Origin of the sequence: Microcoleus sp. A006_D1 (genome assembly GCF_036702805.1) — a bacterium.
Taxonomy (GTDB): domain Bacteria; phylum Cyanobacteriota; class Cyanobacteriia; order Cyanobacteriales; family Microcoleaceae; genus Microcoleus.
The window spans coordinates 87272-114008 of the sequence record NZ_JAUBVZ010000012.1; the positions used below are offsets into that span (position 1 = coordinate 87272).

29 protein-coding genes, 1 tRNA gene and 1 pseudogene are annotated in these 26737 nt (G+C 46.8%); 21 read left to right on the forward strand and 10 right to left on the reverse strand.

The features are described from left to right. Positions 1–33: 33 nt before the first annotated feature. Positions 34–118, reverse strand: a tRNA-Ser gene (locus tag QUB68_RS20775). Positions 119–152: 34 nt separating this feature from the next. Further along, on the reverse strand, positions 153–1070 hold the full coding sequence (locus QUB68_RS20780; protein WP_332995980.1) for a TIGR04168 family protein: 918 nt from the start codon (positions 1068–1070) through the stop codon (positions 153–155). Positions 1071–1289: 219 nt separating this feature from the next. On the opposite strand from QUB68_RS20780, the gene nadA reads away from it, so the two are divergent. From nadA to QUB68_RS20820, 8 genes are all read left to right on the forward strand, one after another. Next, positions 1290–2258: a quinolinate synthase NadA gene (gene nadA, locus QUB68_RS20785; RefSeq protein WP_332995981.1), complete on the forward strand. Its 969-nt coding sequence runs from the start codon at positions 1290–1292 to the stop codon at positions 2256–2258. A gap of 314 nt (positions 2259–2572) precedes the next feature. Beyond that, the gene (locus QUB68_RS20790) at positions 2573–3190 is read left to right on the forward strand and encodes a TIGR04282 family arsenosugar biosynthesis glycosyltransferase (protein WP_332995983.1); all 618 of its coding nucleotides are present in this window, start codon (positions 2573–2575) and stop codon (positions 3188–3190) included. 491 nt (positions 3191–3681) lie between these two features. Next, positions 3682–4398 carry a TIGR04283 family arsenosugar biosynthesis glycosyltransferase gene (locus tag QUB68_RS20795; protein WP_332995985.1) on the forward strand — a complete coding sequence of 239 codons (717 nt, stop codon included), beginning with the start codon at positions 3682–3684 and terminating at the stop codon, positions 4396–4398. Between the two features lie 114 nt (positions 4399–4512). After that, positions 4513–5022 carry a photosystem I reaction center protein subunit XI gene (locus QUB68_RS20800; protein ID WP_332995986.1) on the forward strand — a complete coding sequence of 170 codons (510 nt, stop codon included), beginning with the start codon at positions 4513–4515 and terminating at the stop codon, positions 5020–5022. 57 nt (positions 5023–5079) lie between these two features. Beyond that, entirely contained in the window at positions 5080–5196 is a 117-nt protein-coding gene (locus QUB68_RS20805; RefSeq protein WP_015174678.1) for a photosystem I reaction center subunit VIII, read from the forward strand. Between the two features lie 332 nt (positions 5197–5528). After that, a complete protein-coding gene (locus QUB68_RS20810) occupies positions 5529–6083 on the forward strand; it encodes a hypothetical protein (RefSeq protein ID WP_332995987.1) in 555 nt (184 codons plus the stop codon). A gap of 140 nt (positions 6084–6223) precedes the next feature. After that, entirely contained in the window at positions 6224–7111 is an 888-nt protein-coding gene (locus tag QUB68_RS20815) for a hypothetical protein (RefSeq protein ID WP_332995989.1), read from the forward strand. Between the two features lie 119 nt (positions 7112–7230). Next, positions 7231–7806, forward strand: coding sequence for a DUF2996 domain-containing protein (locus QUB68_RS20820; RefSeq protein ID WP_332995991.1), 576 nt, complete (start codon positions 7231–7233; stop codon positions 7804–7806). Positions 7807–8102: 296 nt separating this feature from the next. Here the strand turns inward: QUB68_RS20820 and QUB68_RS20825 are convergent, their stop codons facing one another. Beyond that, positions 8103–8918 carry an alpha/beta fold hydrolase gene (locus QUB68_RS20825; RefSeq protein ID WP_332995993.1) on the reverse strand — a complete coding sequence of 272 codons (816 nt, stop codon included), beginning with the start codon at positions 8916–8918 and terminating at the stop codon, positions 8103–8105. Between the two features lie 227 nt (positions 8919–9145). Next, a complete protein-coding gene (locus QUB68_RS20830) occupies positions 9146–9871 on the reverse strand; it encodes a lysophospholipid acyltransferase family protein (protein ID WP_332995994.1) in 726 nt (241 codons plus the stop codon). A gap of 561 nt (positions 9872–10432) precedes the next feature. Between QUB68_RS20830 and QUB68_RS20835 the strand changes: the two genes are divergently transcribed. The 7 genes from QUB68_RS20835 to QUB68_RS20865 all read left to right on the forward strand — a co-directional run bounded on the left by QUB68_RS20835 (position 10433) and on the right by QUB68_RS20865 (position 14548). Beyond that, a complete protein-coding gene (locus tag QUB68_RS20835; RefSeq protein WP_332995996.1) occupies positions 10433–10747 on the forward strand; it encodes a hypothetical protein in 315 nt (104 codons plus the stop codon). 128 nt (positions 10748–10875) lie between these two features. Further along, on the forward strand, positions 10876–12603 hold the full coding sequence (locus QUB68_RS20840; protein WP_332995998.1) for a succinate dehydrogenase/fumarate reductase flavoprotein subunit: 1728 nt from the start codon (positions 10876–10878) through the stop codon (positions 12601–12603). A gap of 409 nt (positions 12604–13012) precedes the next feature. Further along, the gene (locus tag QUB68_RS20845; RefSeq protein ID WP_332996121.1) at positions 13013–13288 is read left to right on the forward strand and encodes a type II toxin-antitoxin system RelE/ParE family toxin; all 276 of its coding nucleotides are present in this window, start codon (positions 13013–13015) and stop codon (positions 13286–13288) included. Positions 13289–13420: 132 nt separating this feature from the next. Next, positions 13421–13753: a helix-turn-helix transcriptional regulator gene (locus tag QUB68_RS20850; RefSeq protein ID WP_332996000.1), complete on the forward strand. Its 333-nt coding sequence runs from the start codon at positions 13421–13423 to the stop codon at positions 13751–13753. Positions 13754–13840: 87 nt separating this feature from the next. Continuing rightward, on the forward strand, positions 13841–14008 hold the full coding sequence (locus QUB68_RS20855) for a hypothetical protein (RefSeq protein WP_332996002.1): 168 nt from the start codon (positions 13841–13843) through the stop codon (positions 14006–14008). Beyond that, on the forward strand, positions 14001–14345 hold the full coding sequence (locus tag QUB68_RS20860; RefSeq protein ID WP_332996003.1) for a hypothetical protein: 345 nt from the start codon (positions 14001–14003) through the stop codon (positions 14343–14345). Before QUB68_RS20855 ends, QUB68_RS20860 begins: the two co-directional genes overlap by 8 nt. Further along, positions 14342–14548 (forward strand): hypothetical protein, encoded by a 207-nt coding sequence (locus QUB68_RS20865; protein ID WP_332996005.1) that lies wholly within the window; start codon positions 14342–14344, stop codon positions 14546–14548. Before QUB68_RS20860 ends, QUB68_RS20865 begins: the two co-directional genes overlap by 4 nt. Before the next feature lie 161 nt (positions 14549–14709). Here the strand turns inward: QUB68_RS20865 and QUB68_RS20870 are convergent. After that, positions 14710–15060, reverse strand: a pseudogene (locus QUB68_RS20870) (Uma2 family endonuclease); the annotation flags it as partial. A gap of 529 nt (positions 15061–15589) precedes the next feature. Further along, complete coding sequence (locus tag QUB68_RS20875) at positions 15590–16528, reverse strand: tetratricopeptide repeat protein (protein ID WP_332996007.1); 939 nt, start codon at positions 16526–16528, stop codon at positions 15590–15592. 662 nt (positions 16529–17190) lie between these two features. Between QUB68_RS20875 and QUB68_RS20880 the strand changes: the two genes are divergently transcribed. After that, positions 17191–18411 (forward strand): hypothetical protein, encoded by a 1221-nt coding sequence (locus QUB68_RS20880; RefSeq protein ID WP_442923111.1) that lies wholly within the window; start codon positions 17191–17193, stop codon positions 18409–18411. Between the two features lie 85 nt (positions 18412–18496). Here the strand turns inward: QUB68_RS20880 and QUB68_RS20885 are convergent, their stop codons facing one another. After that, positions 18497–19672, reverse strand: coding sequence for a homocysteine biosynthesis protein (locus QUB68_RS20885; protein WP_332996010.1), 1176 nt, complete (start codon positions 19670–19672; stop codon positions 18497–18499). Positions 19673–19820: 148 nt separating this feature from the next. Here QUB68_RS20885 and QUB68_RS20890 point away from each other — a divergent pair, with 148 nt between their 5' ends. Continuing rightward, positions 19821–20447: a Uma2 family endonuclease gene (locus QUB68_RS20890; protein WP_332996012.1), complete on the forward strand. Its 627-nt coding sequence runs from the start codon at positions 19821–19823 to the stop codon at positions 20445–20447. Positions 20448–20709: 262 nt separating this feature from the next. On the opposite strand, the gene QUB68_RS20895 is transcribed toward QUB68_RS20890, so the two are convergent. The 3 genes from QUB68_RS20895 to QUB68_RS20905 all read right to left on the reverse strand — a co-directional run bounded on the left by QUB68_RS20895 (position 20710) and on the right by QUB68_RS20905 (position 25004). After that, positions 20710–21885: an AI-2E family transporter gene (locus QUB68_RS20895; protein ID WP_332996013.1), complete on the reverse strand. Its 1176-nt coding sequence runs from the start codon at positions 21883–21885 to the stop codon at positions 20710–20712. A gap of 121 nt (positions 21886–22006) precedes the next feature. Continuing rightward, positions 22007–22624 carry a Uma2 family endonuclease gene (locus QUB68_RS20900; RefSeq protein WP_332996015.1) on the reverse strand — a complete coding sequence of 206 codons (618 nt, stop codon included), beginning with the start codon at positions 22622–22624 and terminating at the stop codon, positions 22007–22009. A gap of 175 nt (positions 22625–22799) precedes the next feature. Next, positions 22800–25004, reverse strand: a complete 2205-nt coding sequence (locus tag QUB68_RS20905; RefSeq protein ID WP_332996017.1) for an O-linked N-acetylglucosamine transferase, SPINDLY family protein — start codon at positions 25002–25004, stop codon at positions 22800–22802. Positions 25005–25031: 27 nt separating this feature from the next. On the opposite strand from QUB68_RS20905, the gene QUB68_RS20910 reads away from it, so the two are divergent. The 4 genes from QUB68_RS20910 (at position 25032) to QUB68_RS20925 (ending at position 26699) form a co-directional block, all read left to right on the forward strand. After that, complete coding sequence (locus tag QUB68_RS20910) at positions 25032–25181, forward strand: hypothetical protein (protein ID WP_332996020.1); 150 nt, start codon at positions 25032–25034, stop codon at positions 25179–25181. Positions 25182–25468: 287 nt separating this feature from the next. After that, a complete protein-coding gene (locus QUB68_RS20915) occupies positions 25469–25627 on the forward strand; it encodes a ribbon-helix-helix domain-containing protein (RefSeq protein ID WP_332996021.1) in 159 nt (52 codons plus the stop codon). 145 nt (positions 25628–25772) lie between these two features. Beyond that, positions 25773–26360: a Uma2 family endonuclease gene (locus QUB68_RS20920; protein WP_332996023.1), complete on the forward strand. Its 588-nt coding sequence runs from the start codon at positions 25773–25775 to the stop codon at positions 26358–26360. A 123-nt stretch (positions 26361–26483) separates the two neighbouring features. After that, a complete protein-coding gene (locus QUB68_RS20925) occupies positions 26484–26699 on the forward strand; it encodes a hypothetical protein (RefSeq protein WP_332996024.1) in 216 nt (71 codons plus the stop codon). Positions 26700–26737: the final 38 nt, after the last annotated feature.

Sequence of the window (26737 nt, forward strand, 5' to 3'; positions counted from 1 at the left end):
CGATCGCCCACAAATTAGGCATTTTCTCAAAAACGGAGAGGGTGGGATTTGAACCCACGGAACCTTGCGGTTCACCTGATTTCAAGTCAGGCGCATTCGACCACTCTGCCACCTCTCCAGGCGCATATATTTTATCATACCAGCAATTGCCACTAACTACAAATAGCCGCAGATTCAGCGCGCCGATAAAGAATTTGTTCTCTTTGCACCGCGAAATCTTCCCCCAGCCAAACCAGAGACACTTCCGACACTGCTCCATTTTCTAGCAGGACGATCGAAAAATTCCGCAATTTCTCGCACTCTCTCTCCACAATGCGCGGTACGCTGGCCGCATTCAAATACACCGTACCCTCCCCACTCACCTCCAGCGACTTCCGCAAGTCCTGCTTCGTGTGTCGCAGTTTGTGGTGCATATGACCAAAAGTTACCAGAGGTATCTGCTTGCCAGAACTCCGAGTTCGATCGATCGCCTCAGCAAAATCCGGGTCGCCCCAATCCCCTCCCAGCGGCTTCCAATCTCGGCCGCAGAGGTCTTCAGGAGCCTCTCCCAGCCCCTTCGGGCCCGTGTGACCCAAAAAAATCACATTTTCGCAGTCCGCATCCGCCGCAGCTTCTGCAATGCGCCTGGCCGACTCCTCAAAACTCTCTACCCCAAACCACTCCGAGTAAAAATCGTTGTACCTCCACTCCGAACCCCCCCAAGTAAACGGGCGGCTTCCCACCACCGTTACGCCCAATTCGGGAAAATCCCGCTTCCCGTAACCGACGTGGGCTTCTCCCATTAAATCTAACTGCTGTTTGACTCGATTCTCAAGAGTGCGATCGTAAGGGCACTGACTGCGGCCCCACTCCGTCGCCGTGTACCAAGCGTCATGGTTCCCAAACACCGCTGCTTTGGGTATGTCCAATTGGGATATCGCCCGCACCACCTCTATCGACTCATTCCCAAAATCCCCCACAAACAGCACCAAGTCAACGCCCAGATGCTTCAGCGCCTCGCTGTCTTCGGGTTCCCACTGATCGTGAACGTCCCCCACCACCGCAATTTTGATAGATTTAGCTTTGTTCATTTGATTTGTTATGTGCGATCGATCCCTAGCCCCTTCTTATTATCAGCATAAGAAACAGCGACCAATTTTTGCACTCTCCCCCTGGCAATTTTAGATTTTAGATTTTAGATTTTCGATTAGTTCAACCCAACCACCCGCTTACCACCGTTTTTGGTGAATTCAACTATAATTCAAAATACACTTGAATCCAGCCGTCACCTTCCCCGGAATATTCTAACTGTGTTTACCACCGCACCAGCTCCGAATTTTACTCAAACCAGACTGCCCGACGACTTGTTTGCAGCAATTAACGCCCTCAAACAAGAGTTAAACGCCGTCATTCTCGCCCACTACTATCAAGACTCCGACATTCAAGACATCGCAGACTTCATTGGCGACTCCCTAGAGCTTGCCCGCAAAGCCGCCAACACCAGCGCCGATGTCATAGTTTTTGCCGGAGTTCATTTCATGGCAGAAACCGCAAAAATCCTGAATCCCGACAAATTAGTATTGCTGCCAGACTTAAATGCAGGTTGCTCCCTCGCCGACAGTTGCCCTCCCGAAGCCTTTGCAGCTTTCAAAGCCGATCGCCCAGAACATATAGTCATTTCCTACATTAACTGTACCGCTGAAATTAAGGCAATGAGCGACATAATTTGCACCAGCTCCAACGCCGTCAAAATTGTCCAGCAAATTCCCGAAAATCAGCCGATTATTTTTGGGCCCGATCGCAATCTAGGCCGCTACGTCATCGAACAAAGCGGTAGACACATGGAACTCTGGCAAGGAGCCTGCATTGTGCACGAAAACTTCTCAGAAAAAAAGATAGTTCAACTTAAAATTGAAAATCCCGAAGCCGAAATCATCGCTCATCCAGAATGCGAACCTCCCGTACTTCGCCACGCGAATTATATCGGATCTACCACCGCTTTGCTCAAATATTCTCAATCCAGTTCCAGCCAAGCTTTTATTGTCGCGACTGAACCGGGAATTATTCACCAAATGCAAAAGCAAACACCTCACAAACGCTTTATTCCCGCTCCTCCGAACAATAATACTTGTGCTTGCAACGAATGCCCGCACATGAGATTAAATACCTTGGAAAAATTGTATCTAGCTATGAAAAATCAAACCCCCGAAATTACGATGTCCCAAGAGCTGCGACTAGCCGCATTGCAACCCATCCAGCGAATGCTAGAAATGAGCTAATAACCAATAAATAATTGTCAGTTCGGCTTGTAGTGAGGACTTTAGTCCACATCCATAAAAAAACTAAAGTCCTCACTACAAACCTTTTTAAGTACGGGGAATTAACGGGACACGCTATGACTTACAGACTCCATTTTCCACCATCCGCTCTCCCATCTAGAAATTATCAGGTTAAGGTGCGTTCATCTGCCGTTTCCTCTTGTATCAAAGACTGAGGCAATTCAAGTAAGAGTGCGCCAGCGGTTTTGGAGTTGGCACACCAGCTCCAAATCCTTAACTCATAAATCCTTCCCAAATCTCAAATCTCAAATAGTATGATTTCCGAAAAACTGATTGTTTTCACGCGATATCCCGAACCTGGAACAACCAAAACTCGACTAATTCCGGTGCTGGGAAAAGCAGGCGCTGCCAACCTGCACCGCTTGATGGCCCAAAAGGCGATCGCCCGCGCGCTTTCTCTCCAAAACTCCCGCCGATTATCAGTAGAAATTCACTACACAGGCGGCAGCCAGCAACTGATGCAAGACTGGTTGGGAACTGATATTATTTATCAAAATCAAATAGAGGGCGATTTGGGCGCAAAAATGACAGCAGCGTTTCAAAACTCTTTTAATTCAGGGGTTGACAAAGCTGCAATTATCGGGACTGATTGTCCCGATCTGAAAGCAGAAATCATGGCACAAGCTTTTGACAAACTCAGCCAGCACGATTTAGTTTTGGGCCCGGCCAAAGACGGCGGTTATTATCTGATCGGGCTGTGCAGAGCGATACCGGAATTGTTCGACGGGATTAACTGGGGAACCAGTGAAGTCTTTGCTGCTACGCGGGCGATCGCCCAAAACCTCGACCTGAATATTGCTTATCTTCCCACTCTTGCAGATATCGATCTACCGGAGGATTTGCTCGGTTTAGATATTAGTATTTTGAAATAACTAAACTCTATTTAACCGATTTAAGTTATTAAAAATTGTCATATATAACTCATAAAAAACACTTGATTGTGAAACCACAACGTCATAATATAGTAATTGTATTTGTCTAACCAAATGCAGCGGTTAGACAGCGCTTGCGACAATAGTCGCAGGCGCGAGAAAAAGCCAAAAACTATTTTGAAACTATCTGCGTTAATCTGTGTTTATCTGCCTTATATCTGCGGTCGATCTATTAATCAAAGATTGATGCAATAAGTCTCATAAAAATCAATGGTTTCAGATTAGGAAATATAAACGCAAGCGGAGGGCGATCGCACTCACAACCCCAGAAACCCGGTTTCTTCCTATATTTCTCGTTCATCGTCGCAAAACTCGTATAAACCGGGTTTCTATCCCCCATGTGTAAGCCATGAAACTGTCGCTACGTATTGAAATAACAGATAAGCTTTGTACAAAACCTGCCCTCTCACTCAGGGGCTGCTGAATTTTGTATGCTGTCACAAAATCCCCATCTGAAAATTTCCATTATCATTCCAGTCTTAAACGAAGCATCTACAATTGCCTCAGTCATCTCCACCGCCCAAAAAGCCAAAAATATCGAAATAATTGTCGCCGACGGCGGCAGCAGCGACGGTACAGCAGAAATAGCCACATCTTTGGGCGTGCGAGTCATCTCCACCGCCCCAGGCCGCGCTGCTCAAATGAATGCAGGTGCAGCAGCAGCTACTGGAGATATCCTGCTGTTTCTCCACGCAGACACTCATTTGCCTCCCGGGTACGACTCTGGCGCGCGCCTGGCACTAGCGAAACCGTCCGCAGTAGCGGGAGCTTACGCACTCAAGATTGATGCCCGCAGCCTGTGTCTGCGGCTGGTAGAAATAGGGGTAAACTGGCGATCGCGCTTTCTGCAAATGCCCTACGGCGACCAAGCCATTTTCCTCTCTTCAGCTACCTTTGACAAAATCGGCGGCTTTCCCGACTTGCCCCTCATGGAAGACTTTGAATTCGTGCGCCGATTGAAAAAACAAGGCTGCATCGAAATAGTACCCCAGCCCGTGGTGACATCCGCCCGCCGCTGGCAGCAGCTTGGGATCGTCAAAACCACCGCCATCAATCAAATAGTAATTATCGCTTATTTGCTCGGAGTGTCGCCCGATCGACTTGTTTTCTGGTATAAGAGACAAAAGAAAAATTCTTCCGAAAACTAAAGAATAGTGAACTTTTCTAAAGCTCAGTGCCAATTATGCAAATAGGAAACACGTCCCTGCGTAAAATATGACTTGAACGCCTCAATTTTTACGCACAGCGAGGAAAAAGAGAATATGGCCGATCCCAGAGATGCAGAGCTAATTAAACCCTTTAACGGCGACCCCTTCACGGGTCATCTCGCAACTCCCATCAGTGCTTCTGATTTCACCAAAGCATTTATTGGGAACTTGCCCGCCTACCGCAAAGGACTCTCGCCCCTAGTTCGAGGTTTAGAAATCGGTTTGGCACACGGTTATTTCCTGGTGGGCCCCGAAATCGTCTTCGGCCCGCTGCGGGATTATCCAGAAGCAGCTAATCTCGGTGGACTAATTACAGCCCTCGTCTTAGTTTTGCTCGGCACCCTAGGTATGTCTGCCTACGGTTTGGTCTCTTTCAAGCAAGACAACACCAGCTACCCCAGCGCTAATCCGATGACTCCCGATGCCCTCAGAAATGCTGAAGGCTGGAGTCAGCTTACTGCTGGTTTCTTTATTGGCGGGATGAGCGGTGTCTTTGCTGCCTACTTCTTACTCGAAAACTTTAAGGGCGTTGATGCCATTTTCCGGGGTTTAGTCAACAATTAGACTCGACTTCCAAATATCCCTGTTGCCACACACTAACTTTAGTTTGGAGAATTTGATATGACAGGTTCCTACGCTGCTTCTTTCTTGCCTTGGATTTTGATTCCCGTAATTACCTGGCTGATGCCGGTTGTGGTAATGGGTTTGTTGTTTATCTACATTGAAAGCGACGCCTGAGCTTTACCCAAAAAGCAAGACCTAAGTTGGAAGCCCGAATTAACACGATTGACGAACAATTGCTCTGAAATCTCTAGATAAATCTCGGGAAAATCAGCGGAAATTGTTTTGAGATTGCTCGCAATTAGAAAACTTAGTTTCTTTACCCCATCCCCAGAACTTATCTGTGGAGCAATCTTTCTTCTTCCTTCAAAAGTCGCAATTGCTAAAAAATCCTCTGCCTACAGGCAGAGGATTTTTTTACAAAAAACACAAATTACCCGATCGGGGAAGACAAAGTGGCAACTAATGAGCCACAATTGTGATGGAAACCTACTAATGAGGAGACAGCGATGCAATTTCCCCCCGCACGCCGAATCTTAGCTCCATTCCTGATCTCGGTACTGCTGTTAGTGACTTCCTGCGGTCAGAATCAGCCCCCCTCCCGCTGGGACAAAGCCCAGCAGGAAAGCACCCAAAAATCTGCTAAAACCAAGCAGACAACTGCTGACAAATCAACGGCTCAAAATCCCAACCTGCCGAAGAAGGCAGTTGCAGGTGGCAAGTTAAATAAATACTTCCCGTCATCCGGCGGCGGATTCGATCGCGTTTTTGCTCAAGAAAAAACCGGTTTTGCTGAAGCTAAGCTGAACAAAGGCGGTAAAAATGTCGCGATGCTTTCGATTAACGACATCGCCGGCAACCCCAGCGCCGGATCGAAATTCCAGCAAAGTACCAAGAAAATTGGCGGCTATCCCGCCGTCAATCAGGGCGCTAACATCACTGCTGTTTTAGTGGCAAATCGCTATCAGGTGAAAGTTCAATCCCGCGATCCCTCTTTTACCGCTAGCGATCGCGAAGCTTGGCTGTCAAAATTTAACCTGGGCGGCCTCGCTAGCGTCAAGTAGCAATGTCTGTTGTCAAACTCCGCGCCAGACCCTTAGTCGGGCGCGATCGCAACTTGCGTCTGCCACAAGGAGACTGTGAAATTTTTGCCATCTGCCAAAAGTAATACCTTTGATTCCCGTACCACCATAAGGAGTTTTTTGTGAGCAAAACAGTCTTTGAATTAGTCGATCGACTGCCTAAAGACAACATGACTGTCAAAGCCCTGCGAGCGCTTGACTTTGTGGTTCCCGGCGAGTGGAACAATTTAGTTGGGTTTGAAAATACGATTCGCACCGTTACAGGCGAAACTGATGAAGAAATGATTCAGCAAATTGGCGATCGGGCTATCACCCTCTACAACGATAAATCTGAAGGCTACCAGCGCGCTCTCTGGCTCTACCAAACGATCGACAGTGCCTCTAGCGCCCTCGGTACCGCAGCCCTAGCTAACAAAGTCGCCCAAAATGTGCCGTTTTTGTCGATGCTCGGCAATCTCACCCCCAAGCCAGAAAAAGCTCAAACGATCGACCTTTCTCTAAAATTAGTCACAGAATTGCTGGCTTTTTGTCAAATAAACGGGCTTCCCGGCGACAGCATCGGCGATTTTGCCGGAGCTTTGGGCGACTACGGCGGTGAATCCCTGATGCGGATGGCTGCTTTGGTTTGTTTCGACGGTTTGATTCCTTTGGGCCCAGACTTTATCCTCGCTACTCAGTCTTGGATTCAAAAGCTCTCCCCCAGCGATATGCAAGATAATCCGGCGTTTAAATCGATCGGCGGCATGATTCCTGGTGGCTCTCCCGCAGGCCAACTCGGCTTTATCGGGGAAAGCTTTAACTCGGTTTCCGGCTGGATGAGTTCGTTTGTGAGCGATCGAGGTTTGACTCCCCAAAACGTACTCGGCCACTTGCAGAATTTTGTCGAAATTTCTGCTGACAAGGTGGACTATGTGGGCGCATTCCTCGACATGACTACCAACTACTACGAACATACCGGTGTGCAAACTCTCGCCCGCCGTTTGATTGAACGAGCAGTCGCAGAGATTTAGAATAGTCATTAGTCATTAGTTATTAGTCAGAGCCTCCGATCGTCCCCAAGAGCGAGCTTGAGACGGCACGACTGCTGACTAATGACTACTCTACTCATCACTTTTACAAGGAAGCGTTAATGTCAGAAGAACCGAAAAATCCAACCGCTGGCGAATCCGAAACTCCCAGTGATGCGATCGAGAACGCCCCGAGTTCCGATACACCCGATACCAGCGACTTACCCAGCACTGACAAGCCCTCTGCGGCTGCTAAAAAGCCCGCAGCCAAGCCCGCTGACGGCGACACGCCCCCAGCTAAAGCTAAAAAGGAAAAAGCACCGGCTGTTGAAGACAAGCCCTTTGCTGAATTTATGCAACAAGATTATTTGCCCGCCTTGCAAACTGCTTTGGCTAAGCAGGGCGTTAAGGATTTAGATGTGAGTTTGACCAAGCAAAAACTCCCCCTTGCTGGCATGAGTTCCGCCGGGGATTGCTGGCAGGTAATTGGTAAATTCCAAGAAGGTCAGCGCCAATTTAACCTGTATTTTCCTCAAGAAAATATTCAAAGTCAAAGGGCGTTTTCCTGCGCTGAAAATAATACCAAGACCAGCACTTTAGAGCCTTTTTTGATCGACGAGCGCAAGGTAACACTAGACCTCATGGTGTTTGGCGTCGTCCAGCGGCTTAACGCTCAAAAATGGCTGAATCTTAATTAGTCAGTTGTCAGTTGTCAGTTGTCAGTTATCAGTTGTCAGTTATCAGTTGTCATTGGTCATCTTGCCCGCTCGGCTTCGCCGAAGGGTGGTCATTAGTCATTAGTCATTAGTAGCTTGTCTCCCGATACTTGCTAATGATTGTAAGCGGGGTATATTTGGATATAAACTTTACCGATAGCCCACTCTGTAATTTTGTCGCTACTGACTACTGACTACTGACTACTGACTACTGACTACTGCCCACTGACTACTAACAACTGCCCACTGACTACTGACTACTAACAACTGACAACTGACTATTGACTATTGACTAATGCGAGATTTTCTTCGGCTTCTGTCAAAAAATTGCGAGCTTGCATAATCGCGTAAAGGTCAACATCTGTTTCTAACAAACAAGCATGACCGCTGTTCGCCAGCATCACCATTTCAGCATTGGGAATTACCTTGACTAAAAGCTTCGCTTCTGCCATAGAAGGCAGCAGCCGATCGGCACCGCTAGCAATTACTAACGTCGGCTGTTTGATGCCGCGCAACTGATTTTCATCAACATTAAACGATCGCACTAACGCCAATCTCCACACAGACGTATTTTGCGGTACCGCTTGCATCGCTTCTAGCAAAGCGCGGCGGTCGTCGCGGGCAATCTTTCCCAACGATGCTAAAATCGGCAAGAGACCGATTACCGACAGCGGATAAAGATTCGGCGGCAACCACTGAGTTAGGTGGGAACCCCACTGCACCCAAGGCTGTTGTCGGAAAGAAGAAGCTGGATTAACTAAAATTAGTCGATCGCACAATTCAGTAGCTTCTAAAACAACTTTCATCGCCAAGCAGCCCCCAAATGACTCGCCGCACAGATAAACCGGCCGCTGATTAGCTTCCTTTTCTGCTTCAATTAAGGCTATTGTTTCCGTCACAAGTACCTCCCAACTAGCCATGTCGTTAGCTGGTAAAGTTAGGCAGCGAATGTCGAAATCCTGAACTAATTTAGCAATTTGCGGCCGCAGCAGCAAACCGCTGCCATCCATACCGGGCAGAAATACAAATAAAGGGCGATCGGGTTTCGGCGGTTTCGGGCTTAGAAAACGAACCTTGTTGTTAGCATTTGCCATGATTAAACTTAATCGGGTAATTGGTAATTGGTAATTGGTAATTGGTAATTGGTAATTGGTAATTGGTAATTGGTAATTGGTAATTGGTCATCTTGCTAGCGAAGCCGAAGGGTGCCAATTCGTAATTGGTAATTTATTGCTCCTTTTTACAACTGACCACTGACTACTGACCACTGACTACTGACCACTGACCACTGACCACTGACCACTGACTACTGACTTCTTCCTTAAACACATCCTCGATCGAGTAATTGTGCAATTTCTCCCTGACAGTGTTCTGTAAGTTCAGCAACAACTGCTTTGGCTTTTTTGCCTCGATATTGCCGCTGTCGATCGACCGTAATCCAGTAAGGGCGGCCGATTAAAACATTAACTCGTTGATAAACTATCACAGGATGCCACCCAGCGCGATCGAACAAAGGTTCCGAAGGATCGAACAAACTCAACAACTTGAGCGGTAAACCCGATCGTACTGACTCTTCTTCCATCGAAGCAATCGCCACCGGCAAAACCGCCAAATTCCGCACCGACGCCCGCAAAGCCAAATGAGCAAATCCCCGCTGAAACTTCCCCACAGTATGCGGTTGAGTAAAGTTCACCATCGGTTCTGCACCCTCAGGAAACACCCCCACCATCTCCCCAGTTTGCAGCAGCGCCGTCGCTTGAGAGAAAAAATGCTGCTGTCGGTACTGCGGTGCTTCCAAAGGGAAAGCCCCAAAAGTCGTGACAACTTCCCGAATCACCGGAACTTGACCCATGTAATGATGACAAGCAAACCGGATCGATCGACCCAAAGCCGCCGTCAGCACCACAGGATCGAGGAAACTGCGATGATTGCTCACCAACAGTACCGGACTCTCTTGCGGAATCCGCGGCTGGTGGTGTACAAACATCTGCGTTCCCACACCAGCCAGGAAACAGCGCGAAATCATCAATGTGCGATCGGAAGACATGAGCTAAAACACAGGTATAGCAGTGGACAGTTGACAGTGGACAGCTTGCCCCGAGCGGAGCCGAGGGGTTGACAGTTGGCATAACCCGAATCAAATCATTGATGCAGTACGGGTATCGGCTCTATTCATGAAGTTATTTATGTCCTCACCGATGTGGCGGTTGCTATAAGACGCTATAAACGTTGATTCCATACCCATGCAGCTTAACATTACTTTACAAAATCCGGGTCAGCCAAAAAGTAGAGTTTCCCTTGTGCCTTTCTTGCGTAATTGGCGACGCACGGGGGTTCAGAAACCGGGTTTTTTGCGAAAATACGCGTTACAGGCGCCAAAACAGTAAAAACCCGGTTTCTTTGCGGGCGAGTGCGTAAGTCTGGTTTCGGTAAAATTTCCCAATCAGAAGCAAAAATTTATAAAGTGTTGTTGCAAACTTCTATAAAAATGTTTAAAACCGCCTCAAAACCAAGTTGCAGCAGCTAAAATTATTAATTTACAGTCGGCATTCACAGACTGTTAAAGTATTTTTCGACAAGTCGTAATAGCAATCTCCCGAGGCATAAAATGGATAACATTCACAACTATCGCCTTAAATGTACCCTCACCTTTGGCGACATTTACGGTCAAATCATTATTTGGCTGATAGTCATCTTCCTGAGTCTAGCGTCAGCACTCGCCCTCTGGAGCAGCGCCCGCCAAATCTACGCCTTAGCTACCGTCGGCTTGATTTTAGTGCTGTCTCTGCCCTTTTTGCTGTTTGCTTTCGTGACAACTCTGCTCAATAACATTGAAGTGCTTTCCGTAAACCCCGCCACCGAAGATCAACCTTCTGCAACGGGAAATCAGTCGAATCAGAGGTCTGTCGAAATCCTCGGCTAGTTCAATTTGAAATTTTAGACTTTGATGTTCGATTCCAATCAAAAGTTAAAAAACTTCCCGATATTTTGGTAGGAAGTTTTTTTTTGCGTCACGATAAGTTAGGAGAACACTCAACATGATTCAAAAAAATGCTAGAACACGACGTAATCATTGTAGGCGGCGGTTTAGCAGGCTGCCGCGCAGCCGTAGAAATTGCCCGGACTGACCCCAGTTTAAAGGTAGCTATAGTTGCCAAAACTCACCCAATTCGATCGCACTCCGTCGCAGCCCAAGGCGGCATGGCCTCCAGCCTGCAAAACGTCGATCCCGAAGACAGTTGGAAAGCCCACGCCTTTGACACAGTAAAAGGTTCAGACTATTTAGCCGACCAAGACGCCGTAGAAATCCTCACCCGCGAAGCACCCGGTGTCGTGATCGATTTAGAACACATGGGAGTCCTTTTCTCCCGCCTCCCAGACGGCAGAATTGCCCAGCGCGCATTCGGCGGACATTCCCACAACCGCACCTGCTACGCCGCCGACAAAACCGGTCACGCCATCCTCCACGAATTAGTCAACAATCTGCGCCGCTGCGGAGTTCACATCTATCAGGAGTGGTACGTCACCCGCCTGATTTTGGAAGAAGGCCAAGCGAAGGGCGTAGTTATGTTTAACCTGATAGACGGCGAAATTGCAGTCGTGCGCGCTAAGGCGGTGATGTTTGCTACGGGGGGTTACGGTCGAGTTTACAACACCACCTCGAACGATTACGCCTCTACTGGAGACGGTTTGGCGATGACTGCTATGGCGGGATTGCCGTTGGAAGATATGGAATTCGTACAGTTTCACCCGACTGGTTTGTATCCGGTGGGAGTGTTGATTTCGGAGGCTGTGCGGGGTGAAGGCGCTTATTTGATTAATTCAGAGGGCGATCGATTTATGGCGAATTATGCCCCGTCGCGGATGGAATTAGCGCCCAGGGACATTACATCGCGATCGATGTCCATAGAAATTCGCGCAGGCCGAGGAATCAATCTCGATGGTAGTGCCGGCGGCCCATTTATTTACCTCGATTTGCGGCACATGGGACGCGAAAAAATCATGAGCAAAATACCTTTTGCTTGGGAAGAAGCGCACCGCTTATTAGGAATTGATGCTGTAAATCAACCGATGCCCGTGCGTCCGACAGTACACTATTCAATGGGCGGAATTCCGACTAATACAGGCGGACAAGTTCGCGGCAGTGCTGACAGTTTAGTAGACGGTTTCTTTGCAGCCGGCGAAGCAGCTTGCGTATCAGTACACGGCGCAAACCGTTTGGGCAGCAATTCGCTTTTAGAATGTGTAGTTTACGGCAAAGTTACTGGCGCAACCATAGCACAATTCGTGCAAAATCGCAAGTTACCCGCAGTAGATGAACAGCGCTACATCCAGGAAGCGCAAGAGCAAATTCAAGCACTTGTAGACCGTCCCGGACAATACCGCATCAATCAAGTGCGGCAAAAGTTCCAAGATACGATGACCGAATATTGCGGAGTATTTCGCAGCGCCGAATTGATGCAGGAAGGTTTGCATAAATTGGAGGAATTGGAAAAACAATATCAAGAAGTTTACTTGGATGACAAGGGTAAATCTTGGAATACCGAAATTGTGGAAGCTTTGGAATTGCGGAGTTTAATCATTGTCGGGAAAATGATTTTAACTTCTGCTTTGAATCGGCAGGAAAGTCGGGGCGCGCATTCGCGGGAAGATTTTACCGATCGCGATGATGGGAATTTCTTGAAGCATACGCTGGCCTATTATTCGCCTGCGGGGATTGATTTGGCTTATATGCCGGTGGCGATTACGATGTTCGAGCCGCAGGAACGAAAGTATTAATTTGTCGGGTGCGTCAGCCATCAATAAATTTTGTTTTTTATAGGAGTACCAAATAGCTGACGCGCCCTATTTACTTTTCGGAGTTTGGATTCAGAATCAAGGCGCTGAAACGTGAGGAGACCGGTGCGCAGTGCGCACCCAGCCCTGTCAAGGTGTTTGAGGGACTTTTTGACCATATTGACAGGGCTTGTGGTGCGCACGTTACGAATTGAGAAGAAATTCTGCAATCTTTGGTGTCTTCTACCACTTTTAGTTATGTTTTGCTATAATTATGTCAGATATGACATAATTATAAATCAAAACTATATGACTATACAGTGGTTAACTTATGGAATCCCAAGGCGAGAATAAAAATGTTGTTTGGTTGAGTGGCGAAGTAAAAACTCCCCCTTTTTAAACCTCAGCGCGAATTGAGGCAGGGATATTATTAAGGAGGTTACAAAATGGAGAAATTTTAGCGATGCCTGTTTCTCGACCTATGCCAAGCATCGGCCCTCACTGCCACGAATTGCGGATCGGTGATAGTAAAGCCGATAAACAGTGGCGAATTATTTACCGAATAGACTTCGATGCTATTGTCATCGCAGATGTGTTTAAAAAAAATACCCAGAAAACGCCTAAGCCCGTAATGGAAAATTGTCAGAGACGACTGAGATTGTACGATAAAATATCAGGAGGAACCTAATTATTTTAGGACTTGCACTCTTTGTGGCGTAACCGGGTTTCTGGGAATAGTCCCCTAGCTGAAGTGACGGGTTTTTATTTTTGTTAGCCGATTTCTGTGTAATTCACATAATTAAATGAGGTAAAATTTACAATGGATGCCATTAAACGTCAACGTTTAGAAGCAGCAGGTTGGCGCGTGGGAGATGCCGCCGAGTTTCTGGAACTTTCGACCGAAGAAGTTGCTTTTATTGAGATGAAGCTGTCTCTGAGTAAACGCTTGAAGCAGCTTCGTATCAGTCAAAACCTTTCTCAAGAGAGTTTAGCTAAAAAAATTAAGTCAAGTCAGTCACGGGTAGCTAAAATTGAAGCTGGCGATCCGTCTGTTTCTCTTGATTTGATGGTAAGAACTTTGTTAGCAATCGGAGCAACACGCGAGGATGTGGCGCTGGTCATTGCTTCTCCCAACGTGATTCTAAGTAGCTAAAAACAAAATATGAGTAAAACGACACAGACATCTCAATTCTAGCAAGCTCTTGAAGCTGTAGAAGTTTTATCATTAGAAGATCAAGCCATGCTTCTAGATATTCTTCAGAATCGTCTGCGACAAAAGCAGCGAAATGAATTACTCAAGGAAGTGGCAGAAGTTCGTCAAGAGTCTGCTGAAGCCAATGTTAAATTTGGTTCGACAGCCGATTTTATGGCGGAGTTGGATGAGAGTGAGGAGAAAGCGCATGGCTGATTTGCCTGATGAAACTATTACAATTATTCTAGAATTAGAGCGCCGACTTGTGCAGCTAATCAATCAAGCGGGAGCGACTGAACTATCTATTTTTGAAATATTTGGAGAAACCGACGCAACTGCTTCTGTACTAGAACAACTGACAAACATTAGAGAACGAGCTACCTCTTCCTATTCTCGCCTTTATAACCTGCTCCTGCGAATTTCGGAATTTCAGCCGATCGCTCCTACTGCTACCATAGAACTACTGACTCAAACGATAGAACAAGCTGAAGCTACAGCCGAAGCCGGCGAAGCTACTGTCCGAGAAGCTAAAAGTGATTGGAACCTACTATGACTCAACAACCGCAACCAGAACCAGAAAAAGTTAAGCAGACAGTTGCTAAAATGCGCGAAGTCTGTCGGCAGTTTGATAGTCTTAATTTTGCACTTGATGAACTGATTGCCCAGATAGAAGCAGATATTCGGAATAGTCCTCTCACAGCTTATCGTTTAGGGAGAGCCAAGTCTGTGCCTCACCCTGCGGAGTCAGAAAGTTAGTTGGACTGTCATTGGTTGCGATCGCACCCTAGCACATTCAAGACCGATCGCCCTTTCCCCAATTTCCCTCCCACTATCTCATGCCATTTGAGATTTGAGATTTAAGATTTGAGATTGGTAATGACTTATGAGATAAGGAGTTTGGAACTTTCAAGCAAGCTGCTCGCAAATTCCAACGCAATTAACGGTGCTATGTGCTCCCGCCACAACACGTAGGAACGGCGAATTTTACCGTCTAAATTGGGAGGTACATTGGGAACATAAAACCAATCAGGAGCTTCTGCACCTTTCTCTGCTGGATCGGTTTCTCGCCAGTAAATGCCGCAGTCTTGACCGATCGCATATTGTCCGTCAGGATGCCGCTGCTGCAAAATTGGGCCGATCGAATCTGTTAAAATTAAGCTTTGCGGATGCTCCTAAAAATTTTTCACAAAAGTACCATCCGACTCTGGTAATTGAGTGTGGTCTGGAAAAGCAGGAGGTAGAACAACGCGGTCAACGCTTTGGGTCATAATTCCCTCCGAGGTCTTACCTAATTGGTAATTAGTAATTAGTAATCGGTAGCAGCAAGCTCAGCGCGAGGGGTGAGAAACCCGGTTTTTCATGTATTCTTCATCGCTTAACTCATATATATCATAAAAACCGGGTTTCGTTTCCTAACGACTACATAATTGGGAATAATCCGAGTAGTTTGGATTTTTCATAAGTAGATACACGGGAAAAAACCATAAGATATTGTAGGGGCAGGTTTAGCCGATATATATGCTAGCAAGCAGTTGATTGTGGCAAAACCTGCCCTCCCCATCCTACATTTATTTGCCCTCCCCATCCTACATTTATTTGCCCTCCCCATCCTACATTTATTTGCACTTACCTACTTACCCTTTTTCAAGAGTATTACTAATAAGTATTGGGTTGTTTTCTCAACTATTTCATAAGGTACGTCGCCCTAAGATTTTCGATCTTTATTGAGGAATTTAGATGGCGACCCACCCTACGACTACTCTTTCAGTCAGAACCACTCAAAACTCAAAACTGTTCTTAAGGTTTTGGTAGCGCACCTTCAGGACTAGGAGAAGCAGCCGGTTCGGGACTAGGAGAAGCACCCGATTCGGGACTTGCTTTTTCTGCCGCAGGAGCAGGCGAAGGAGTGCCGCTAGCTAACTGATTAATTTGGTCTTTGTAGTTAGGAGGAGCTAACTCTGTAGCTTTATCAAACAGCGTTTTTGCCTCGTCAGTTTTGCCCTGTTCCTTAAACACGATCGCCTTTGCTAATGTCGGACGAAAATCTTTAGGATTAGCCTTAGCCGATTCGTCGTAAATCGCGATCGCCTCCGGGTAGCGCTTCTGCACCGCATAAACCTGCCCCAAAATCAACTGCACCGAAGTTACATCAATACTTGCCGGTTTCGCCTGATTTGCAGCCGGAGCGGCCTTGAGGGTATCTTGCAGCAGTCCGATCGCAGCTTCGGGCCGTTGCTGCACCAACAGCAAATTCACCAATCCCTGCAAAGCCGCAATCTCCCCAGGCTTAGACGCTAGAATAGACCGATAAGCCTGAGCGGCTCCTTCGCGATCGCCCGTGCGTTCCTTCGCCTGAGCTAGCAAGATCCCGTATTCCGTAGTGTCAGGATTCAGCTTAGCCAACTTTTCCAAAGTCGGCACCACATCCTTAATCTCCCCCACTCCTTGTCCGATCAACTCCAGCCGTACCTGCAAAAGTCCCCGCAGAGCCGTTACATTGTCAGGTTCCCGCTGCAAAACCAATTCGTACCCCCTCACCTGATCTTGCAGCAACTGCGATTGCTTTTCGCTAGACTGCGCTGTCTGAGTTGGCGTTGGAGTCGATCGACTTTGCGCTTGGTTGCCCTTGAGAATACTGTCCAAAAGTGGTGGAAGCAAACTAAATCCCACAAAAGCGACGATCGCCAGCACCACCAACACACTAATCAACCCACGACGCTTGTTTGCTTTTTCCATAATTCAACTATCCCAACTTAAAATCTACTATTTTCTAAGAATTAACGCATCACCACGGGGCATCTGCAATTTCACCAGATCCATGCAACCATAAAAGTTCTTAACTTCAAAGTCCCAATTCACAAACCAGTCTTTTGCTTGCAGCTAATATGGTAACAGACCCACAACTCCAGGTTAGCCAAACAATTTTGGACACTCATACCTGCGGCCCCCAAGGACTGCGGTTTGCGTCCAATGAGAGTTTGGTGAAGCTCAAAATTACCAAAAAGATGGCGGATCGACCCGCTAGGTAATTGGATTAAGTAAAATAGGCAAGCTGAATATCCTAAATGCTACAAGCTGGCAACGCCATCTTTCGCGCGATCGACCCGCTCCTGGGGTTAAAAAATCTCAAATTCCTTGCTGGCAAAGAGGTTGAGATTTGCTAACCCCAGCGGGCCTAGCATTGAAAGTTGGCGTTGACGGGTCAAAACCAAACTTTCCGGCGCAAGCCCCAAGTCAGGTGCTAGTAGTATTTAAAGCAGTTTCTTCAGTTTATTCCTAATTTCCCTCAAGGGATGTGTCTCCGCTGCAAGGAGTTTTTTATGAACCCCTCTCCGAACCGGTCTTCCAAATCGTCCAAATCTACTTCTACTCGCAAGGCTCAGCCAAGCGAGCCAGCCGTGAATCAGCCCGCAGTTACAGCCTCCGTGCCCGAGACACCAGACGAAAGTCCCGTGCCTGCCGCGTCGGCTGCACCTGTTGACCAAAATCAACCGCTAACGCCAACGGAGGCCTCAGAGCCAACGGACGCCCCAGCGCCAACAGAGGCCCCACCGCCAACGGACTCGCTGCAACGACCGCGCTACAATTCAGTCCTCGATCGGGAAAAAACAAAGCCAAAAGACCCGCCCAGCGATGCTCCTGCATCCTCGGAGCCACAATCCGCGCCTCCTGCACCTGCCAGCGATACTCCAGCGCTCACAGTCGCACCCCTGGCAACCGCCGAGCCTGCCGCTAGCGAAAGTCAGGCCGATGGCATACCTTCGATGCGCCAACATCCTATTCCCCCCCCTAGCGAACCCAGACAGTACCGAGCTGTTGGTTTGGTGCGGGGCCGCTACACGCAATCTGAAGAGCAATTTACCCGGGGTATGCTGATCGCTGCCGACGGAACTGCCATTGATGCAGTTCTGCTCGGTAGAGTCATGAGTTTAGTCAAAAATCACCTGGATCTCGAACAAGAACACCTATGGGTGGTCTATCCCCGCACCAGGCAAGAAGACGGCAACTTGCACGCCCAAATTATGGGAGTTTGGGAGCCGGAAACGCTCAAAAAATCTTCGGAACCGGACTCTGACGATGAAAACCTCGAAGCAGGAGAGATTGAGACTAGCGCCGAAGTATCAACCGCATCTTTGTCGCCCTCGGAACCTGATGTTGAAGATGGCTATTTTTCGATTCGAGGCGAGGTGATTTATCAACAATCGCAAGAGGAAGAAAAGTATCTCATCGTCAAAATCAAGCAAGCTCCCCGCAAGAATGACGACAAGATGAAGTTTTTTAAGCTGAAACTCAAGGGAGATGTAGGCACAAAGGCGATCGGCTTTTTTTGGGATTTCCACGTCAAATTGAAAGCTGACAGTCTGATGATCGAGCAGGCTAACAATATTGGCGCACTACCGATTAAGAAGCGGAAATTCCCCCCCGGAAGCGGTAAGCCCGGTGGTGGCTACAAAGGAGGGGGAAGCAAGCGTCCCTTTACTCCTAAACCCAGCGGTGACGGCTCTCCTATAGAACGTCCTACCATCAAGTCCGCAGCAAGAGCAGCAGCCGCAGCACCTGCTGTCCCCAAGGAAGCTCTTCCTAAGCCGGTGAAGAAGCCTAAGCCAGTTGAGGAATAAGCCGATTTTAGATTTTAGATTTTAGATTTTGGATTAGTCTTGGACGCACTGATCTAAAATCGCCAAATCGCCAATCTAAAATTGTTTATTCCAGCCTGACTTGGGCGCCCCACAAATCTTGCGGGAGAAATACTCTGTCGGTAGGTAGGGGAGCAACTGGGGCCGTGAGGGTAAATTGACCAGTTTCAATTTGCTGCTTCAATTCCACTGCTACTTGCCGGGAGAGAAACATACTCGCCAGGGGGGCGGCCCGCACGGGTTTGCCCTCGATGAGAATGCGGCCAGTCTTTAATTGAGCGTAACTGACTAAACCGAATGTGGGACGAACGCGCCGGGGGATAGAGAAATCTACCACCGGCGCGACTATTTTTTTGTCTGAGACTGCGCAGTGGGCGACGACTGTTTCGTTTAAGACAGGAAAAGGGATGCCGACTCCCAGCATCAGGGATGGGCCGTAGTTTTTGAAGTAGCAGCCACGCACCCATTTGGAGTTCATCTGTTTGGCGTCGCCGATGAGTGCGAGGGTGGCGGCTGGGCCGATGGGGGTGCGGTTGGGTTGCCGTTTTTGCAGCGGGAAGTGCTGGGTTCCTTCCCAGGTGATGTAGCCCTGAGCGCCTCCTAGGAAGATGCGAGTGCCGATGCCGATCAGTTCGAGGTCGGGGTCGTTTAGCAGGGGTGACATGGCTCCCAGGCTCGAATAGACGGCGTTGCCGAGGTTTGGTTGCAGGGGGCCGAGGTAGGTGAACAGCGGGCGATCGCCCCCGTTGACTCCCACAATAAAGTTTTGGTATGCGTTCCGGGGATTGAATAAATAAAATTGGTTGATGGTATCGCGGGTAATTGTGGTTTCAAAGGAAGCGCGGGGGTAGCAGTCTGTGACTTGTCCCAGGGCCCGCAACTGTACGGGTTTCCCGGCAATTAAGTCTTCGATGACGTGTCCGCCGCCCCGTTCCCGGGATTCTTCGCCGTCTTCTGCGACTTGGGTGGCTCCCAGGTACAGGTCTACTGCACCGAAGCCGGAGTAGGCTAAAACGCCGTCTAGCCAGCACTGACGGATTTTAATCGGGGGGTCGGTATGGCCGAGGTTGATGATGGCACCGGAGGATTCCATCGGCTCGAAGGTGCCTGTGGTAATCACATCGACTTCTTTGGCTGCTTGGGTAATGCTGGTTTCTTGAACTCTACTTTTGAGTTCTTCGATTGTCCAGACTGTGGCTTTGCCTTGGCTGATTTTATCGTTGATTTCGTCGATCGATCTCATAATTTTAGTTTTTAGTTTTTAGATTTTAGTTTGATGGAATGTCGATCGGGCAAATGCAGTTTTGGCGATCGGTCTGGGTTTGAGAACACAGCAAAATGTTATAACAGAGATCGGGATTATCTTATAAATAACATAAGGAGCGATCGGCATGACTCAAGCGATATTAAAACCAGTCACGTTCGATGAATTTATTGACTGGTATCCTGAAAATTCCGAAAACCGTTACGAACTGCACAATGGAGCTATTGTTGAGATGCCTAAAGCCACCGGAGAACATTCAGAAGTAGCAGGCTTCCTTGTCGCTGAGCTCAACTTTGAAGTCAGACGACTAGGACTTCCGTACTTCCTTCCCAAAGAATGCGTTGTCAAAGCTGATAATGAGCGCTCTGGTTACGAACCGGATGCGATCGTTTTGGACAGACAAGGGACGAACAGCGAACCAAGATGGAAAAAGGAATCTATCATTACAATGGGTAGTTCTGTTCGGCTAATTGTCGAAGTTGTCAGTACCAATTGGCAGGATGATTACGGTCACAAATTGGTTGATTACGAAGCTTTAGGCATTTCCGAATACTGGATTGCGGACTATTTGGGACTTGGTGGCAGACGCTATATTGGCAATCCGAAACAACCTACTTTCTTTGTTAACCATTTGGTTGACGGCGAGTATCAAATCAGTCAGTTTCGGGGGAGCGATCGGGTTTTGTCGCCCACATTTCCGCAGTTAAATTTGACGGTGCAACAGATTTTTAGCGCTGGACAAGATGCGGTTTAAAATGCAAGACTTTAATATAACAGTAGTCGTAGGGTGTGTCGCCATAAAAAATCTCTAACTAAATATCGATAATCTCACAGCGACGCACCTGTGCTTACAGGGCAAGTTTAAACAAACCTAACACTTATTTTGCAGCAAAATTTGGTAAGATTGTTACAAGAATAGGCGATTTAAATCGCTCATAAAAAAACAAAGTCCGCCTGCGCGGACTCAAAAAAAAAACTGCTATTTAAGCCAGATTTAGGATTAGTACAAACCTGAATTACTGATTTCCTGGAGCGTCATTGCCTGCGTCCTCTGGAATGTCGGGTTTGTGTTCGGGTAACTTTTCTGACCCACTTTCGGTGACTCCTATTGATTCATATTCCTCATGGATACCCGAATCGATGGCTGCTAACATTTTAGGATTGGTGTGCCACTGGTTGAGAATGTCTTTAATTAGGGCTTCTCGAATCCAAACTTGAGCCACAACGGTGAGAGGGAGGGCTAGCAATAAGCCTAAAAATCCAAAAAAGGTGGCGAAGAATACTTGAGCTATTAATGTTACGGCTGGCAGCAGCGACACTTGCTGTGCCATCACGTAAGGGGTGAGGATGTTGCTTTCAAATTGTTGAATTAGAAAGTAAAGGATGAGGACTAAACCTGATTTTAATGGAGAGTCTAAAAGTGCGATAGTCATTGGCGGGATGACGCTGATCGTGGGGCCTATATTCGGAATTAAGTTAAGAAATCCTGCTACTACAGCGTGAGCTAGCGGTAGGGGAACTTGCAAGACTGACAAACCAATTAAGCTCAACAAAGCAATTACACTCATGCTAATTAAAGCGCCGATAACCCACCTGCCTAGAGCTATTTCGCATTCATCTAAAATACCCTCAATTCGTCGGCGGTAAAAAGAGGGAAATAGTTGTATAAATGCTTTGCGGTAAGACAGGGGATCTGCTAAGGTCATCAAAGTCAAAACTAAGACTAGCAAAAAGCTGAGGATAACGCCTAAAGTGTTGCCGACAAAGGCTCCTGCACCACCCACAAGTTGGTTAAATAAAGGTTGCAGTTGCCGCATAATATCGTTAACATCGAGATTCGGCAACCGTTGTCCGATTTGTCCGGAGAAGCGAGTTTCGATTTCATCTACCCAATCATTTAATCTTGCTATTCCTTGAGGTGCTCTTTGGGTAAGTTGTTGGAATTGTTGGGCAAAGGGCGGTACAACAATCAGGAACAAGCCTAGGAAGATCAGCAATAATAAGCTAATTGAGCACAGTACGGCGATCGACCTTTTGAGTCGTAATTTTTTTTGTAAGTAGCGTGCTAGTCTGTTTAAGGCCGTGGCTAAGACGACGGCGGCAAACAGCAGCAGCAGGGCCTGCCTGATTTGCCACAGGATGTAACAAGATGCGATGAGGGCTAATAAGCCTATCCACTGTCCTAGCTTCATGAGATTTTCGATCTGAGAGTGGGGAATTGCCGACGTTGCTTTAGACGCGATGAATCGCATTTATACAAGATAGCTTAGATGCGATCGCCTCTTTACAATATACTCTTACAACGCAGCCTCTTCAATTCCCTTTAGCGAACACCTGCTGCGCTGTCAGGTTCAATTCTGGGAAAGTTGGCGACTCAATCACCTCAGCCCCTCGGAACAGTTTGACTTGGTATTCCCCATCAATTAATTGGTAAACCGAAAAAGTTGGTTGCTTAGGATTGCCGATAAACCGTCTGCCGCCCAATCCTAAATAGTCTACAATCCAATATTCTTGGATGCCCATTGACTCATATTGCTCTAGTTTTAGGGAATAATCATCCGCCCAGTTAATGCTAGTTACTTCTACGATTAGCGGGACTGATGAACCCATCGTAATAATTGATGATTTCTCCCATCGAGGCTCGTTTCCAATTGCTTGTTCGTTGAGTACAATAATATCTGGTTCATACCCAGATTCCTCCCGGATGGGTTTGATGACAGATTCTTTGGGGATGAAGTACGGCAATTGTAGCCGTCTGATTTCAAAATTGAGATCAGCTACGAGAAAACCTGTCAGTTTAGAATGTTTGCCTGTTGCTTTTGGCATCTCAACAATCTCTCCATTGTGCAGTTCGTAGTGGTGTTGTGAGTTTTCAGGATACCAATCTATGAATTCATCGAATGTTACAAATTCTGGTAGGGATTGAATCATGGTGATGGCCTCAAGTTTGGTTGTGATGGTTGTGCTGGGCAGGGATTTGTGCTGGAAAATTTATCTGTTGTTAGTATCATCTTAAAATTCACAAAAATCGGTGCTTGTCTGCTGTCGATCTAATCAGCCTGCGTCGGTAACACAATAAGTTTATTAGATTGTATTAAAACAATTATTAAAGTCTTTCTCGAACAATTTGTTGATAAAAATCCTCTAAAGCGGTCACGCAAACTCGATCGTCAAACAGACGATCGTGTCGCTGACTCATGCGTTGTGCAATATCTCGCCGCCACTCTGAATCTAAACCCAACTTGACAGCAATGTCAATGTATTCCTCTTCATTTTGGGCAATGGTGTCTGTTACTGCCAGCATTTTCAGAAAGCTATAAGCGTGAAGTCCCCGCATAAATTCTCCCGGACAGGTTACTATAGGTAAATTGCAGGCGATCGCCTCTAACGACGTATTTCCCCCCGACCAAGTGAAAGTATCCAAGAAAACATCGGCAAGAAAGTTCATTGCTATGTACTCTTGTCGAGTTGCAATCGCTCGAAATACACAGTAATCTTCGCTATCGAGATTAACAGCAGCAAAAGCCCGCTTGAGCCGTTCTCGCAACAGTTCACCGCGCGGAAAAATAAACTGAGCTTGCGGAACGCGGCGGGCAATTTCTGCTAAGATAAAATCATATTGCGGTAAGTATTTGAAAGGCGCTTGGCAGCATAAATAAATGACTGCATCTTCTCGGAGGTCAAAATCTAAGCGACTATTATTTAATTCTCCGACGGTGGGCTTTGGGTAGGAAACCCCAATATTAGGCAATTTAACTAAGGTTTCTGAGTAATGCAATTGTGCATTTTCCGGTTCCATCAATTCGCTGGAAATAAAATAGTCAACTGTGGGCAAACCAGAGGTTACAGGATGTCCCCACGCCGAACATTGCACGGGCGCGAGGCGCAAAGCTGCTATTTGGATAATTGGTGCATCCATGCCAATTTCCGGGAATACCAGAATGTGCAATTTGTCATCAATAATTTGTTCGCATACGGCTTCTAAGCTGTGAGGAATGTGGCGAAATATATGGCTGTATTGGCGAAATTGTTCTGTAATTAGATCAGGTTCATTACCAGTATAGTAACAGTAAATTTCTAATTTTTTTGGATCGGCATAGCGCAACCAGCCTGTCAACCATAAAGTGCCGCTGTAAGAATGCAGGTAACTAGAAACATAACCGACTCTAATTTTACCATTTTCCGGCAGTGGAGGCATCTGTCGCGGTTCCACCCACTGGGGATAGTTCGCCACCATAATTTGATGAACTAAATTGGCATATTTTGATTGCGATTCCACAACATTATGGGCTTGATAGGCTAGGTAGAAATTAGTAAAACTCCTCAAGCCACAGCAAGCATTTATTTTGTCTTCTGGAGTTGTTAAAGATGTTTGCTGAATCAAGGTCTCTAATTCTATGACAAATCTATGCCGATAAAGTTGAATTTCTTCTGTATTCTCGTAAATAATCGGCAATGTTAAGTGTTTCAAAAGTTGAAAAACGTATTCATCTGGGAGAATATCGGCGGCTATTTCTGCATTGGAGATAGCTTGTTTTGTGCGTCCGTTTTGTTGGCAAATTTTGATAAGTTCAAAATGCAGTTGTCCGGCTTTTGGGTAATTGCGAATTCCTTCTTCGAGGATTGCGATCGCTTCTTCTATGTTGTTCAGGTTTCGCCAACACTGGCTGAAGTTAAAATACAGATCTACATCTCCTGTCTGGGATGCTAAAAGCTTTTGATAGTGCTTAATCGCTGCTTCATATCTCCCTTGAATGTAGAGTGTGTTGGCAAAGTCGATCGCCCTTGATGCTTGGGATTCCAGGATGAATTCGCTAAGTTTAGCCTGTTCCAATACTGGAATTGTGTCAGCCCCGGAGTCGGCTATTGTTTGTTGGTTTTCCCCATTCAACCTAATTCGATATTGAATCTGTGGTACAAGATTTTGCCACTGGTTTTGAGTGAGGTTTTCCAATAAAATAATTTCCGGTTCGTCACTAGGATCTAAATCTTCTGCCATGCAGAGATCCATGAGAATCCCGGACAAAATTAAATGAGCGTCTAACTCAGAGTCTTCTGAAATTTCGGTGCTGTATATTAAAAGAGCTAGATTATGGCGATCGGGATGAGTGACAATACTTTTAATAATTGCTGCTAACTCTAAATATAGCAATTCTTCTGGTTGGCTCCAATCGGGAAAAATCAGCAAGTTTAAGGGTTTGAGATTGAAAGTGGTTAGATCCATGCGATCGTCTGTCCTGTATTGTTGGGTATTGTGGGCTTTTGGTGTTTTGTGCGACTCCTCGACTCCTACCTCGGCTGCTGTTGCCATGCCCGCCAGCCGAGGATCGCAGCTAGGATGATACTGGGGGTAAACACGGCGATGAGGGCGTTGAAGTCGGTTGAGGCTATGGATAAGCTGGGCCCTGCGTATTTGATGGCCAGGGTGAGTGCGGCGGATAAGGAGAATACTTTGAGGATGGGGCTGATGTTGGTGTTCATGGAATAGACCTTTAGTTGTATAATTAACCATTGAGACTATTATGACAAGTCGGGCGCTGTGGCGTGGGGTTGGAAGTTCAGTTGACAGTTGACAGTTGACAGTTGACAGTTGACAGCTACCTCTACCTGGAAGTCCGAGGATTGGAGTAATGAATAATCTGATTTTAATTTCTCCCTACAAGGCTTGGGGCTTTAAACCAATTCTTTCTGGTAACGAAAGAGCGATCGAACAAACTTACCAAGCTGGGAGTGCGATCGCACCTTAGAGTTTTTAACAGGAAAGAGGCGATGAATGTGGTTTTAAACCATGAATTAGAACAGTTGATTCAATCTCAGTTAGACACGGGAAAATATGAAAATGTAGAAGCGGTGCTAAGAGAAGCATTGAGAATTTTATTTGAGCGAAATAGTCGCCGAATCATCGCTCGTAAAGTAAAGAATTTATTTGAGTAAACGCAAGCCATACCAGAGGTTCCAGAAATTACAGAGGAGGAGATTGCAGTCGAGATTGAAGCTTACCGGAGATAGGGAAATTGCGGTTAAAAACTGGTATAGATTCTGATAAGGGCAATAAAACAGAAGCTTGATTGAGGTTCGCATGATGACACAGACACTTTTACGGCCACTAGATCAACGGTTCATTCATTCTGGGATTAGCTGGGAACAGTTCAAACTAATTGAACAGGGGTTTTCTGACTCCCCTGGCATCAAGTTATTTTATTACAGAGGAGAAGTAGAAATCTTGGCAGTTTCCCCGGAACACGAATTTTTTAGTAGAACAATTTGTACGCTGCTGGCTATCTACTGCGCCGAAAATGAAATTGAGTTTGCACCTACTGGAAGCTTTACCCAAGAACAAGAAGGGATAGTGTCTGTACAAGCTGATGAATCTTATTTTATTGGCAGACGCATCACCCCGAATTCTCCTCCAGATTTATGTATCGAAGTAGTTTTTACTAGCGGTACTGTGAGAAAATTGGAGCGCTATCGAGTATTGGGAGTGTCTGAAGTCTGGTTCTGGGAGGATGGTGTATTGGCTATGTATCGCTTGGGTTCTGAGGGTTATGCTAAAATTTCTGCAAGTGTTATTTTGCCAGATTTAGATATTAACTTACTGTGTCGCTGTTTGTTGATGGCTTCGAGCGTGGAAGCGATGAGGGAGTTTAGGAGAGGAATTTCTGGTTAGCGTAGCGATGCGCACAATCCATACTACCTCGGCTGCTGTTGCCATGCCCGCCAGCCCAGAATCGCAGCTAGGATGATACTGGGGGTAAACACGGCGATGAGGGCGTTGAAGTCGCTTGAGGCTATGGATAAGCTGGGCCCTGCGTACTTGATCGCCAGGGTGAGTGCGGCGGAGAGGGAGAATACTTTGAGGATGGGGCTGATGTTGGTGTTCATGGATGTGCTGGTTGGTTGTATAATCTGGTTTTGGGCGGGGGTGGGAAACTTTGACCTTAACTATTATGGCAATGCTGTGGTCTTGTTGAGTGTGGGGTTTGGGGAAAAGTGCGATCGCTCGTAGGGGAGTGCTGATAATATTTATGATAATTTTGGGTAAGC

Bases quoted from the DNA above. Each gene is read 5' to 3' on its own strand.
- QUB68_RS20780 (WP_332995980.1), bottom strand. From the start codon at position 1,070: ATGAACAAAGCTAAATCTATCAAAATTGCGGTGGTGGGGGACGTTCAC.
- QUB68_RS20790 (WP_332995983.1), top strand. From the start codon at position 2,573: ATGATTTCCGAAAAACTGATTGTTTTCACGCGATATCCCGAACCTGGA.
- QUB68_RS20795 (WP_332995985.1), top strand. From the start codon at position 3,682: ATGCTGTCACAAAATCCCCATCTGAAAATTTCCATTATCATTCCAGTC.
- QUB68_RS20800 (WP_332995986.1), top strand. From the start codon at position 4,513: ATGGCCGATCCCAGAGATGCAGAGCTAATTAAACCCTTTAACGGCGAC.
- QUB68_RS20805 (WP_015174678.1), top strand. From the start codon at position 5,080: ATGACAGGTTCCTACGCTGCTTCTTTCTTGCCTTGGATTTTGATTCCC.
- QUB68_RS20810 (WP_332995987.1), top strand. From the start codon at position 5,529: ATGCAATTTCCCCCCGCACGCCGAATCTTAGCTCCATTCCTGATCTCG.
- QUB68_RS20820 (WP_332995991.1), top strand. From the start codon at position 7,231: ATGTCAGAAGAACCGAAAAATCCAACCGCTGGCGAATCCGAAACTCCC.
- QUB68_RS20825 (WP_332995993.1), bottom strand. From the start codon at position 8,918: ATGGCAAATGCTAACAACAAGGTTCGTTTTCTAAGCCCGAAACCGCCG.
- QUB68_RS20830 (WP_332995994.1), bottom strand. From the start codon at position 9,871: ATGTCTTCCGATCGCACATTGATGATTTCGCGCTGTTTCCTGGCTGGT.
- QUB68_RS20835 (WP_332995996.1), top strand. From the start codon at position 10,433: ATGGATAACATTCACAACTATCGCCTTAAATGTACCCTCACCTTTGGC.
- QUB68_RS20840 (WP_332995998.1), top strand. From the start codon at position 10,876: ATGCTAGAACACGACGTAATCATTGTAGGCGGCGGTTTAGCAGGCTGC.
- QUB68_RS20850 (WP_332996000.1), top strand. From the start codon at position 13,421: ATGGATGCCATTAAACGTCAACGTTTAGAAGCAGCAGGTTGGCGCGTG.
- QUB68_RS20855 (WP_332996002.1), top strand. From the start codon at position 13,841: ATGCTTCTAGATATTCTTCAGAATCGTCTGCGACAAAAGCAGCGAAAT.
- QUB68_RS20860 (WP_332996003.1), top strand. From the start codon at position 14,001: ATGGCTGATTTGCCTGATGAAACTATTACAATTATTCTAGAATTAGAG.
- QUB68_RS20865 (WP_332996005.1), top strand. From the start codon at position 14,342: ATGACTCAACAACCGCAACCAGAACCAGAAAAAGTTAAGCAGACAGTT.
- QUB68_RS20875 (WP_332996007.1), bottom strand. From the start codon at position 16,528: ATGGAAAAAGCAAACAAGCGTCGTGGGTTGATTAGTGTGTTGGTGGTG.
- QUB68_RS20885 (WP_332996010.1), bottom strand. From the start codon at position 19,672: ATGAGATCGATCGACGAAATCAACGATAAAATCAGCCAAGGCAAAGCC.
- QUB68_RS20890 (WP_332996012.1), top strand. From the start codon at position 19,821: ATGACTCAAGCGATATTAAAACCAGTCACGTTCGATGAATTTATTGAC.
- QUB68_RS20895 (WP_332996013.1), bottom strand. From the start codon at position 21,885: ATGAAGCTAGGACAGTGGATAGGCTTATTAGCCCTCATCGCATCTTGT.
- QUB68_RS20900 (WP_332996015.1), bottom strand. From the start codon at position 22,624: ATGATTCAATCCCTACCAGAATTTGTAACATTCGATGAATTCATAGAT.
- QUB68_RS20905 (WP_332996017.1), bottom strand. From the start codon at position 25,004: ATGGCAACAGCAGCCGAGGTAGGAGTCGAGGAGTCGCACAAAACACCA.
- QUB68_RS20910 (WP_332996020.1), top strand. From the start codon at position 25,032: ATGATACTGGGGGTAAACACGGCGATGAGGGCGTTGAAGTCGGTTGAG.
- QUB68_RS20920 (WP_332996023.1), top strand. From the start codon at position 25,773: ATGATGACACAGACACTTTTACGGCCACTAGATCAACGGTTCATTCAT.
- QUB68_RS20925 (WP_332996024.1), top strand. From the start codon at position 26,484: ATGGATAAGCTGGGCCCTGCGTACTTGATCGCCAGGGTGAGTGCGGCG.